Annotated in this window: 9 protein-coding genes; 7 read left to right on the top strand and 2 right to left on the bottom strand. The window is 49.6% G+C overall.

The features are described from left to right. Positions 1 to 289: 289 nt before the first annotated feature. Genes NNC77_RS07650 through udk form a run of 3 tightly spaced genes read left to right on the top strand, consistent with a single transcriptional unit; the run spans position 290 to position 2,571 of the window. The gene (locus tag NNC77_RS07650) at positions 290 to 1,360 is read left to right on the top strand and encodes an endonuclease/exonuclease/phosphatase family protein (protein ID WP_254970517.1); all 1,071 of its coding nucleotides are present in this window, start codon (positions 290 to 292) and stop codon (positions 1,358 to 1,360) included. A gap of 3 nt (positions 1,361 to 1,363) precedes the next feature. Then, a complete protein-coding gene (locus tag NNC77_RS07645; RefSeq protein ID WP_254970487.1) occupies positions 1,364 to 1,933 on the top strand; it encodes a uracil-DNA glycosylase family protein in 570 nt (189 codons plus the stop codon). Between the two features lie 14 nt (positions 1,934 to 1,947). After that, positions 1,948 to 2,571: a uridine kinase gene (udk, locus tag NNC77_RS07640; protein WP_117691549.1), complete on the top strand. Its 624-nt coding sequence runs from the start codon at positions 1,948 to 1,950 to the stop codon at positions 2,569 to 2,571. A 633-nt stretch (positions 2,572 to 3,204) separates the two neighbouring features. Here udk and NNC77_RS07635 read toward each other — a convergent pair. Then, entirely contained in the window at positions 3,205 to 4,479 is a 1,275-nt protein-coding gene (locus NNC77_RS07635; RefSeq protein ID WP_117691547.1) for a hypothetical protein, read from the bottom strand. 224 nt (positions 4,480 to 4,703) lie between these two features. Here NNC77_RS07635 and NNC77_RS07630 point away from each other — a divergent pair, with 224 nt between their 5' ends. From NNC77_RS07630 to NNC77_RS07615, 4 genes are all read left to right on the top strand, one after another. Then, positions 4,704 to 5,552, top strand: a complete 849-nt coding sequence (locus NNC77_RS07630; protein ID WP_233338368.1) for a hypothetical protein — start codon at positions 4,704 to 4,706, stop codon at positions 5,550 to 5,552. 116 nt (positions 5,553 to 5,668) lie between these two features. Continuing rightward, complete coding sequence (locus NNC77_RS07625; RefSeq protein ID WP_117691544.1) at positions 5,669 to 7,444, top strand: biotin/lipoyl-binding protein; 1,776 nt, start codon at positions 5,669 to 5,671, stop codon at positions 7,442 to 7,444. A gap of 11 nt (positions 7,445 to 7,455) precedes the next feature. Next, positions 7,456 to 7,992 (top strand): HDIG domain-containing metalloprotein, encoded by a 537-nt coding sequence (locus NNC77_RS07620; RefSeq protein WP_006847274.1) that lies wholly within the window; start codon positions 7,456 to 7,458, stop codon positions 7,990 to 7,992. Positions 7,993 to 8,008: 16 nt separating this feature from the next. Then, on the top strand, positions 8,009 to 10,873 hold the full coding sequence (locus NNC77_RS07615) for a putative LPS assembly protein LptD (protein ID WP_254970485.1): 2,865 nt from the start codon (positions 8,009 to 8,011) through the stop codon (positions 10,871 to 10,873). 132 nt (positions 10,874 to 11,005) lie between these two features. Here NNC77_RS07615 and NNC77_RS07610 read toward each other — a convergent pair whose 3' ends face one another. Continuing rightward, positions 11,006 to 12,742, bottom strand: a complete 1,737-nt coding sequence (locus NNC77_RS07610) for an AAA family ATPase (protein WP_254970483.1) — start codon at positions 12,740 to 12,742, stop codon at positions 11,006 to 11,008. Positions 12,743 to 12,765 lie beyond the last annotated feature (23 nt).

Raw genomic sequence — 12,765 nt, 5'->3', positions numbered from 1 at the left:
GTGATGATATATGTCCCGCTAGGTCTTGTTTAGGCGATAAGGGGACTTACCGTGGTCCCTGGTCTTGTGTCTTCTGTTCCGATTCAATGTGTTTAATGCTGCAAAGTAACAAAAAGTTTTTTGAAAAATGAATTTATTTATGTTAAAAATGCATGAAAACTGAAAAAATATTCGTTTTTATGGAGATATTTCCGGTTTTTTAGGTATCTTTGCTGCCTATTACCTCACCGCGTTAAGGTGAACATATATATTATATATAATAAGGTGAACATTAATGATTACTATTAGTATGAGGAAACATTTGCTCTTGCTGGCTGCCCTCCTCATGATAGGGCTGGGCGCTACGGCACAGAAAAAGAAGTCGCAGGCTTCAGGCAACAGGCAGTTTCAAGTGTATGCTGTTGGTTTCTATAACCAGGAGAACCTCTTTGATACCTGTCATGATGCCGGTAAGAATGATTACGAGTATCTCCCTGCTAAGGGATGGAATGGTATGAAATATACCAATAAACTCAAGAATATGTCGCGTGCACTTGCCGACATGGGTACCGATGTGCTGCCTAACGTGGGCTGTGCCTTCATCGGTCTGTCTGAGGTTGAGAATGCCAACGTGCTGAAAGATCTCACCGCACAGCCGCCTCTCAAGGCAAGAAACATGCAGTTCTGCCATATCGAGGGTCCCGATAAGCGAGGCATCGACTGTGCGCTGCTCTATAATCCGGCACTCTTCACGGTGAAGAACACCCGATTGGTGCCTTACGTACAGGAACTTGCCAAGGATTCTGCCTACAAGACCCGTGGTTTCCTCACCGTACGTGGTGAGCTGGCGGGCGAGGATGTGGCGGTTATCGTATGCCACTGGCCAAGCCGTTTCTCCGGTCCGTTCTATCGCGAGAGCGGAGCGCGCCAGACTAAGGTGGTAAAAGACAGTCTGCTCCGTCTGAACCCTGAGATGAAGGTGTTTGTGATGGGCGATATGAACGATGATCCTACCGACGCCAGCATGCACAAGGTGCTGAAGGCGAAAGCTGAAATCAGCGAGGTAGGTGCCGATGATATGTATAACCCATGGTATAACATCCTGGCCAAGGAGGGCAAGGGAACCCTGTTCTACAGCGGTTCATGGAATCTCTTCGACCAGATAGTCATCACGCCTAATCTCCTGAACAAGGATAGTAAGCACAAGGACTACAGTTCTCTGAAGTTCTGGAAGAACCACATCTTCCGCCGCGATTACCTCATCCAGCAGGAGGGCCAGTACAAGGGTGCTCCTTTGCGTACCAAGGCAGGCGGCAGATGGCTTAACGGCTACAGCGATCACCTGCCGGTAGTGATGTATCTGGTGAAGGAAAAAAAGTAGAAAATGGTTGAGAATCATCCTTTTGAGCCGTGGCTGCCCGATAATGCGCGGCTGCTGATGCTCGGCACGTTTCCGCCTGCAGAAAAGCGGTGGTGCATGCCCTGGTATTATCCCAACTTCCAGAATGATATGTGGAGGATATTCGGGATTATCTACTTCCAGGATAAGCTCCATTTCGTGGATGTAGAGAAGAAGACCTACCGCCTCGATGCTATTAAGGAATTTCTCAGTGAGAAGGGCGTCGCCATCTATGATACCGCACAGCAGGTGATACGCACCAAGAATACGGCATCCGATAAGGACCTGCAGATCGTGCAACCTGCCGATCTCGACGGCATGCTCCGCCTGCTGCCCCATTGCAGGGCGGTGCTCACAGCCGGTCAGCTTGCCACGAAGGTATTTTCAGAACACTTCGGTATCAAGGAAAAGCCTGAGATGGGAGACTATGCAGAATTCCAGTTCAAGGGACGCAGACTCCGTCTGTACCGCATGCCCTCCAGTTCCCGTGCCTATCCCATGGCGGTGGAGAAGAAGGCTGAATTCTACCGCAAGATGTTTGATGAAATCTTATAGAAAGAAGAAAGAATATGAAAGATAAAGTGACCGTTATTGGCATTGCGGGAGGCACAGGCTCCGGCAAGACCACTGTGGTGAAGAAACTCGTAGAAGTGCTGCCGCCTCATTATGTGGCTGTGGTGCCCCTCGATTCATATTATAACGATACCTCGCAGATGACCGAGGAAGAACGTCATCAGATCAACTTCGACCACCCGTCGGCATTCGATTGGAAGCTTTTGCACCAGCAACTCGCTGATCTGCGCGCTGGCAAGGCGATAGAGCAACCCACCTATAGTTATATCAAATGCAATCGTGAACCGGAAACGGTTCACGTTGACCCCAAGCCGGTTGTGATCATCGAAGGCATCATGACGCTGGTGGACAAGAAGTTGAGAGACCTGATGGACCTGAAGGTGTTCGTGGATACCGATGCTGATGAGCGCCTGATACGCAACATTCAGCGTGATACCATCGACAGGGGTCGCACCGTATCGATGGTGGTAGACCGATACCTCAAGGTCCTGAAGCCGATGCACGAGCAGTTTATCGAACCCACCAAGCGCTATGCTGACATCATCATTCCTCAGGGTGGCGAAAACCTCAAGGGCATCGGTATCCTCTGCAAGTATGTAGAGGGATTGATAGAGAAATAAAAATATTTTTGCTCAAGCATTGCATTTCTTTAATGCAAAACAAAGTTTAATTAGGAAACAGGGCGGGCTTCTTCGTGAGAAGAGGTCCGCCCGCTTTGTTTTTATCCCGGTCGGGCTATTCAAGTAGTTCAGTTTGCTAACTCAAGTAGTTCAGTCAGCGAATTCAGCCGTCTCAATAAGCCTACGGATACGTCTGCGCTAGCCGACGCAGTAATATCCGTACCCCGACGCAGTAATATCCGTACCCCGACGCAGTAATATCTGTACCCCGACGCAGTAATATCCGTACCCCGACGCAGTAATATCTGTACCCCGACGCAGTAATATCTGTATCCCGACGCAGTAATATCTGTACCCCGACGCAGTAATATCCGTGAGTCAGCGCAGCACAACGTGTGGTCCGTTTTCGCCAGGTCCCATAACCATATTCTGCAAAGATCTTCTTGCTTTTTGCAAGAAGATAAGCTGAAAAACGTGATAGATGAAGGCTATTAGTGATGGATAGCGTGATGGATATTGTAAACATTTTATCCATCCATCACGCTTTCCTAAATAGATAATTCTTTTATTATCAGATGATTAACGTTTTGAGAAGAGGAAAAGTGAGGGATGTGAGGGATAAAACTTAAAAGATTATTCCTCTTCCTCCTTCTCAAAGGCCTCTACGAATGGCTGGTGGAAACCCTGGAAGATGCGGAGATACTCGGCTCGCACCTCATCACTCTCCTCAAAAAGATTCAACTCGCCACGCTTGTGAGCCTTCAGCATACTGCTGTAACGGCGAATCTTACGCTTGTAGTTCCTTGCCATCAACGCATCTGCCTGAACAGGATTCTGACTGACATACGAAAAGGCACAAAGCTGCTTCATGAACATGTCGAACACCGGATTGTCATGACTCCAATCGTCCTCACTCAGCCAGAACCACTGGAAATGATACTTCTGCTCCAGTGCCATCAGATGCTGCCCCAGCTCGTCAATCTCCATGCCCTTCTGCATCTGCTCCTCAGCAAACGCTACCAGAGAGGCTGCATCCACATTCAACTCAACCTCGTGAGACAGCGTGGTGCCCTCAATCTGAATGCGCCAACGGTGATTCCTGTTCTTGATGAGCGCAGAATTCGTGTTCATCAGCAACTCAGAAAGCTTGCCCTCGGTAGGAATCTGATCTACTACCGAAAGACGGTCGCGCTGGTTGCGAACCACCAGCTGATGGTCCTCATGGCGCAATACACACATGTAAACCAGCCTGTTGCTGTCGAGCTGAAGGGTGAAACGGTCGTTGTTGTCATCGCCCACAAATTCGTAGGTGTAGTCATCTACCTTATCCTGCGGAATGCTCAGCTCGCCATGCACCTTGTTGCCCTCGGCATCGTAGAGCGAGAAACCGATATAAGGAATCTGAAGACGGAGGACAACCGGATTGCCGCCGTCCTCAGGAATCAGGGTAACAGCCAGTCCGTCATCGCCGAAATCATCCTTGCGGCATACGAATCCGTCATCCGTCTTCTCAGCCTTCTCCACCTTCACCTCGCCGTGGCGCCACCAGAAATCGAAGGTGATGGTCTGGTCGTCCTCAGCGGCTACACGGATGAAATCCTCGATGTCCTGACCCAGGTAAATCACCTTGGCAGGCTCAATCTCCTCATCGTCATCGCCCAGCGCTCGCACCCACATCTCGCCCGGAACAGGATCATCTTCCCATTCGGCATCAGTAGGGGCTGCAGTAGATTTGAAAACGAGGAAAACCATTCTTTCTTCTTCCCTCGTGCCATCTTCGCGGCACGTGAAGCACTTCGCCTCCTTAGGGATGAAGAATGGGGTTAACAGGTACGGGTTTTTGCATAATGCGGTATACTCTACCTCGGTCCATGCCGGGAGAGCGTGTGTATTTGTCTTGTCTGTCATATTCTCTTGTTGCATATAATTCTTGAGTTGGTCCTATTTCTTTTCATCATCCGGCGTGTGTGGCAGGACGAGGGGGATGTTGATCCCAAAAAACGGTTGCAAAGGTAATGCAAAATCGAGACACTACAAAATATATCACCTATTTTTTTAATTATTTTACGATTCAATATTTGGTGCTTCCAAAAAATAGTTGTAGTTTTGCATCTGAAATAATGAATAGAAAGATGAAAGTCAAGACAATACTCATACTGGCGCTAGCCGCCACAACCCTCGCAGCATGTCACAGGGGAAAGAAACCACCACGTATGGACAATTCGAAACTCGCCATCAGCCTCTCGAAACCGGCAAAGGGCGACAGGGCTATCTACGGACTTGCCTGCCTGGGCTGCTCGGATACCGCGCTGGTGCTGCTGCCCAACGGAGGTGGCGACCCCGTAAGATACAACATTCTGGATGCCACTCGCAACCATCAGGTGTTTGGAGATATAGAGGTGGGCGACTGGGTTTGCGTGATGCCATGCGAGGAGAAGGATGAGAAGAACCGTGCCGACATGGTGATAGACCTGGACCAGCTGAAGGCCACCTGGACCTATCCGGTGATGCCGAAGTTGCGCGATGTATCGCATCTGAGCAAGCGCCAGCAGGCGAGAATCCTTGCCAATATGCCCGACAGCATCGTAGAAACCTATATGGTGCCGCGCCAGTATGGCTTCACCCTGAAGCGAATGAGCGAGGCGATGGCCGTGGGCAGGGTGATGATAAATAAAGATGTGGACGACGACAGCCCGGTAGAATATCCTGATGTGCCTCAGTATACGGAATGGCATGCCTATAACGGCAAACTGATTCTGGTGCAGGGCCACCGCGAGCTGGATGGCGTGGTGATCAACGAAAAGACGAAGCGCGATACCTTCACCTTTGTATATATGAAGGGCGACAGTCTGGCCCTCTCTGATCGTGAGGGCCGCATCCAGGGTTTCCACCGCTCGCTCAATGCGATGAAGGCCAACGCCAAGGCCCATGCTGCAGCCGAGAAGCTGAACAGTAAGATGAAGAAGGAAATATTGAAGTAAATTACATAATAAATATAAAAAAAGAGGCGAATAGGACGATTTCTCGATTTTTTTGTCTAATTTTGCACCTTGGAATTTAATTCATACATCGAATATAAAGAAAAAGAACAAGAATAATGAAGAAGAAAATTCAGTTCAGTCTCGTTTATCGAGACATGTGGCAGAGCTCTGGTAAGTTCCAGCCACGCAAGGATCAGTTGGCTAAAATTGCCCCAGTTATCATTGAAATGGGATGCTTTAGCCGTGTAGAGACTAACGGCGGTGCCTTCGAACAGGTTAACCTGCTGGCAGGTGAAAACCCTAACGATGCCGTACGCGCATTCTGCAAACCTTTCAACGAGGTGGGTATCAAGACTCACATGCTCGACCGCGGATTGAACGCTCTTCGTATGTATCCTGTGCCTGACGACGTGCGCGCCCTTATGTATAAGGTAAAGGCTAAGCAGGGTACCAACATCACACGTATCTTCGACGGACTGAACGATGTGCGCAACATCATTCCTTCTATCAAGTGGGCAAAGGAGGGTGGCATGACTCCACAGTGTGCACTCTGTATCACCAACTCTCCTGTTCATACTCTCGAATATTATATGAACATCGCCGACCAGCTCATCGCTGCCGGTGCAGAGGAAATCTGCTTGAAGGATATGGCAGGTATCGGCCAGCCAGCATTCCTCGGCAAACTCACCAAGATGATTAAGGACAAGTATCCTGAGATCATCATCCAGTATCACGGCCACTCAGGTCCTGGTCTCTCTATGGCTTCTATCCTCGAGGTCTGCAACAATGGTGCCGACATCATCGATACAGCCATCGAGCCATTGTCATGGGGTAAGGTTCACCCAGACGTAATCTCAGTTATCAGCATGCTGAAGAACGAGGGCTTCGAGGTACCTGAAATCAACATGAGCGCTTATATGAAGGCTCGTGCTATGACTCAGGAGTTCATCGACGAGTGGCTCGGCTACTTCATCAACCCAGGTAACAAGATCATGTCTTCATTGTTGCTCGGTTGCGGTCTCCCTGGCGGTATGATGGGTTCTATGATGGCAGACCTCGGCGGTATGCGTCAGACCATCAACAACATCCGCAAGAAGAAGGGTGAGGAAGAGTTGTCTATGGACGACCTGCTCATCAAGCTCTTCGACGAGGTTGAGTATGTATGGCCACGCGTAGGTTATCCTCCATTGGTAACCCCATTCAGCCAGTATGTAAAGAACATCTCACTGATGAACCTCCTCACCATGGAGCAGGGCAAGGGTCGCTTCGTAATGATGGACGACTCTATGTGGGGTATGATTCTCGGCAAGAGCGGTAAGATTCCTGGAACTATCGACCCAGAACTCGTAGAGCTCGCCAAGAAGCAGGGCCGCGAGTTTACCGACGTAGATGCGCACACATTGCTCACCAACGCCCTCGACGACTTCAAGAAGGAGATGGACGAGAACGGTTGGGATTACGGTCAGGACGACGAGGAACTCTTCGAGCTCGCTATGCACCCAGAGCAGTATCGCAACTACAAGAGCGGACAGGCAAAGAAGAACTTCCTGGCCGACCTTCAGAAGGCAAAGGATGCCAAGCTCGGTACAACCCTTACTCCTGCACAGCTTGCAGAGTTCAAGCACGCCAAGGCAGATGCCATCGTGGCACCAGTAGCCGGCCAGCTCTTCTGGGAATTCCAGGGCGAGGGCGAGTGCCAGCCAGCTGTAGAGCCATACATCGGCAAGGAATATAAAGAAGGTGATGCCTTCTGCTATATCCAGGCTCCTTGGGGCGAGTTTGAAACCATCCCAGCTGCATTGGGCGGCAAGCTCGTAGAAATCAATGCCAAGCAGGGCAGCAAGGTGCGCAAGGGCGATGTTATCGCTTACATTGAGCGCAATGCGGAGTAAATATAATAGAAATGAATTATCAAGCTATTATTGATAAGTATTATCCTGAGGATAATGAGCTTCGGCATATCCTCATCACACATAGCCAATCTGTAGCGCGAAAAGCGCTACAGATTGTTTCGTATCATCCCGAATTGCAACTCGATGCCCAGTTTATCGAAGAAGCAGCTATGCTCCACGACCTCGGCATCTTCATGACCGATGCCCCAGGCATACAGTGTTTCGGCTCGCAGCCCTACATCTGCCATGGACGACTGGGAGCAGAAATCCTGCGCAAGGAAGGATATGAGCGACATGCCCGCGTATGTGAGCGCCATACCGGTGCAGGCATTACAGAGGCACAGATCATAGCACAGAACCTGCCCCTGCCACATCAGGATTTCCTGCCGGAAACCATGGAGGAGAAGGTGATTTGCTACGCTGATAAATTCTTCAGCAAAACTCACCTCGACCGGGAAAAAACAATTGAGAAAGCAGAAAAAAGTCTCATGAAGTTCGGAGAGGAAGGAGTAAAACGTTTCCAGCAATGGGAACGCATGTTTGAATAGAATTCTAATTTATTGAATGAGAAAACAATCGACGATAGCTATGCTGCTGCTCGCTGCCATCTCGTGTATGATGGTGGCTAACCCAGGTACGCCCGATTCGAAAAAGAAAAAGAAGAGAACGGAGAAGACAGAAACCGTTGACAGCGTGGGTGACAGTGTGTTCGTAGACTCGCTGGGCAACGAAATAAAGTCCAAGCTGAAACAGGCTGATGACACCACGCAGATGGACTCGCTGCAGAAAGCTATATGGAAACATAATAAAGTGGTGGATGACAGTATCCGCCTCGACAGTATCGCCAGAAAGAAACAGGGTGGAGTAGACGCACCGGTTAACTATCAGGCGGACGACTCTCTCGTATACGATGCCAAGAACAAGGTGGCATATCTCTACGGAAACTCCAACGTGAAGTATACCAACATGGACCTCAGTTCCGACCGCATCTCCATGGATATGGACAAGAGCAACGTGAAGGCGATGGGTACACCCGACAGTACGGCGGAGGGAGGCATCAAGGGCAAACCTGTCTTCAAGATGGGTAGCGATACCTATGATACCGACACCATTAAATTCAACTTCAAGAGCAAGAAGGCCCTTATTAATAATGTATATACAGAACAGCAAGACGGATTCCTGACCGGTATGAAGTCGAAACGCGACTCATCGGGAGTCATCTATCTGCAGCACGGAAGGTATACCACCTGCGATGATCCGCATCCCGACTTCTACATCTCGCTCTCCCGAGCCAAGGTAAGACCGGGCAAGGATGTGGTATTCGGGCCAGCCTATCTCGTGGTGTGCGATGTACCAATGCCGCTCGCCATCCCTTACGGCTTCTTCCCGTTCACCAAGAGCTACAGCAGCGGTTTCATCATGCCAACCTACGGCGATGAAACGGCACGAGGCTTCTACCTGAGAGATGGCGGATATTATTTCGCCATGAACGATAAATGGGACCTGAAGCTGCTGGGAGAAATCTACACCAAGGGTTCGTGGGGACTCTCGGCAGCCAGTAACTACCGAAAGAGATACAAATACTCGGGTTCCTTCTTCTTCAGTTACCAGGATACGAAGAACGGTGACAAGGGAATGCCAGACTTTACCGAGCAGGAGAGCTTCAAACTACAATGGAGCCACCGCCAGGACAGCAAGGCAAACCCATACAGTTCGCTTTCGGCAAGTGTGAACTTCGCCACATCGAGCTACGAACGCAACAACCTCAATTCGCTCTACAATCCGCAGACGATGACGCAGAGTACGCGAACCTCATCTGTTAACTGGAGCACCTCGTTCTCAAGCATCGGTATGACGCTCAGTTCCACCGCCAACCTCTCGCAGAACATGCGCAATTCATCCATCGCCATGACGCTGCCCGACCTCAACATCAGCATCTCCCGCTTCTATCCGTTCAGAAGAAAGAAGATGGTGGGCGATGAGAAATGGTACGAGAAGATAGCCATGAGCTATACGGGACACATCTCTAACAGCATCAATACCAAAGAGGATAAGCTGATGCACAGTTCACTCATCAAGGACTGGCGCAACGGATGGCAGCATCAGATACCGGTGAGCGCTACATTCACGCTCTTCAAATATCTCAACGTGAACCCATCGTTCAATTTCACCGACCGTATGTATACCAACAAGGTGGAGAGATCATGGGATGAAGCCAGCCAAACGGAGAAATGTGATACCATCTATGGTTTCAACAACGTGTATAACTGGAACATGAGCGTAGGTCTCTCTACCAAACTCTATGGTTTCTACATACCAAGCCGCAAGCTCTTCGGAGATAAGATACAGGCTGTGCGCCACGTGTTTACGCCTACGGTGAGCTTCAGTTATGCCCCAGACTTCGGAGCTTCACGCTACGGCTACTGGGACACCTACCAGAAGACCGATGCCGACGGAAACGTATCGCTGGTGAGCTACTCGAAGTATGCCAATGCCCTCTACGGTGCGCCGGGCAAGGGTAAGAGCGGTAATATCTCGTTTACCCTGGGCAACAACATCGAGATGAAGGTGAAGAGCGATAAGGACTCTACCGGATACAAGAAACTCAGTATCATCGATGCGTTCGACATCAACATGAGTTACAATACCGCAGCCAAGGTTCGCCCTTGGAGCGATATGAACATCAACCTCAGACTGAAGTGGTGGAAGAACTATACCTTCAACATGAACGCTGTGTTTGCCACCTATGCCTACGAGCTGGACGACCAGAACAATGTTTATGTGGGTACCCATACGGAGTGGGGCAAGGGCAGGTTCGGACGATTCCAGGGTATGTCGCAGAACTTCTCGTTCACACTGAACCCAGAGAAGCTGAAGAAACTCTTTGGCGGGGGCGATGATGAGGACGACAAGAAGGACAGCCAGCGCAATGATGATGACGATGAAGGTCTGGATACCGACATCGAGAGCAACGTAGACGACAGCATGGAGAAGGGTAAGACGGCAGCCAAGAAGGGCGGCAAGGCTGAAACGGATTCAGATGGTTATATGGCGTTTAAGATGCCATGGTCGCTGACCTTCGGTTATGGTGTAACGATGCGCGAGGATACGCGAAGAGAGAAGTTCAATGAGAAGACGATGCGCTATGCATACAAGTTTACCCAGACTCTGAACATGAGTGGTAACGTAAGAATCAGTGATGGCTGGAACATCAGTTTCTCATCCGGTTATGATTTTGACAACCACAAGATCAGTATGACCACCGCCAGTCTGGCTCGTGATCTTCACTGTTTTAACATGAGTTGTTCAGTGGTTCTCGCTCCATATACGAGCTACAACTTCACCTTCCGTTGTAACGCAGCCACCCTGACAGATGCGCTGAAATACGACAAGCGCAGCGGTTATTCGAACGCTGTACAATGGTACTAGATGATAGTTTATAGTTGAAAGTTTATAGTTAATAGAGCTTTTCTGCTTATAGATAAAACAAAAAAAACAGGCAAAATCATTTTGCCTGTTTTTTTTGTTTTATCTATATTACTTTTTTACCTTTTTACCCTTTTACTTTTTTACCTTTAAAAGCCTTTTTTTCGCCTCCGGGTGCTCAGGATAAAGGGTGAGGGCCTTGCGGTAATTCATGATGGCAGCCTCTTTCATGCCCTCTTTTTCGCACTCCTTCCCCATAATCACATACTCCGTGGCAAGGCGCTTGAGGAACTTCTGCTGCTTCTCCTTCTCTTCATCCTTCTTTCTTATTTCTTCACGCAACAGCTCGTTCTCTGCCTGAAGCTCGTTCACCCTGTTCAGCTTTTTGCGGATGAAACGCTTGGCAAGCGGCTGCTCGATGTCATAACGACTGTGGATGGCAAGGAAGAAGTTGTCGAGAGCCGACTGCATATCGCCCCTGTCAAAGGCCTTAACGGCATCATGATACTGCTTGTCGGCCTTACTCTGGGTAAGCGCTGTATTGATGGTGCTTGGGTCGTTGTAATGACGGGCAAACTGCTTGACATCATTGCGCACGAAAACATCACTCTGACGCAACGGCTCCTGAAGACTGATGCCCTCGAGACTGGTGCAGCGGGACAAGGCAACATACGTCTGTCCGCCCGCAAAGACACCACCCGTGAAATCAATCTTCACCTGGTTGAAGGTGAGGCCCTGGCTCTTATGAACCGTTATCGCCCAAGCCAGACGGATGGGGTACTGCTCGTATCTGCCAATCTCTTCCTCCTCAATCTTTTTCTCAACCTCATTGAAATGGTATCTCATGTTGCTCCATGCCGCAGGCTCCACCATCACATCCTTTCCTTCCTCGGTGCGTACATAAATTTTGGCATCCTCATCCTCATCAAAACCGATGATGGTGCCCAGCGTGCCATTCACCCACTGATGCTCGATATCATTCTTGATGAAGATAACCTGAGCCCCCGTCTTGAGGTAAAGCTCGATAGGAGTAGGGAGACTGCTCTCCGGAAACTCGCCCTGTATGTGGCCACGGAAGAGGCAAGGCTCTCCCGGAAGACACTGGAGCTGGCTGTCGTTGATGTAATCTACCGTATCGCGGCGTGTAGAGAGGGTGATGGCAAGTTTGGAATCGCTCTCATCGAGCTGGGCTCCCACGCGCTGGTTGATGCGCTGTAGATCCTGCATGGGCACCTGAGACGTGCGGATATGGTCGAGGATGCTGATGAAAACGGGATCGCTCTGGCGGTATACCTTCTTGAGTTCGATGCTCACGAGCTTGAAGTATTCGAACACCTTGGCATCGAAGAAGAAACTGCTGCGGTAGAAGGGACTGAGCAGACGGCGGTCGTCCTCTTTTACCACAGGCTCCAGCTGGAAGATATCGCCCACCAGAAGCAGCTGCTTGCCCCCGAAAGGCTCTCGCATGTTGCGGCAATATACCCGCAATATCTTGTCCAGGAAATCGATGATATCGGCACGAACCATACTGATCTCATCGATGATGATGAGCTCTACCTCGCGGATAATCTTTATCTTCTCTGAATTATACTTCAGGGTGTTGCGGATGTTGCGGACGGAATACATGCTGTCGTTGGGCAGCAGCGGGTGGAAAGGAAGCTTGAAAAAGCTGTGGAGCGTGCTTCCTCCGGCGTTGATGGCCGCAATGCCTGTTGGGGCAAGAATGATATGTTTCTTCTTGGTATTGGCGGCTATATAACGTAAAAAAGTAGATTTACCCGTCCCCGCCTTTCCGGTAAGGAAAAGCGAACGACGGGTAAACTGTATGATTTGGAGTGCATTCTGCAACTCCGGGTTGTCGAGATCAATCATTGTATTTAATTTATAGTTTATAA

Source organism: Segatella copri (genome assembly GCF_024330485.1).
Classification (GTDB): domain Bacteria; phylum Bacteroidota; class Bacteroidia; order Bacteroidales; family Bacteroidaceae; genus Prevotella; species Prevotella copri_L.
This window is presented reverse-complemented; position numbering and strand designations above follow the sequence as displayed.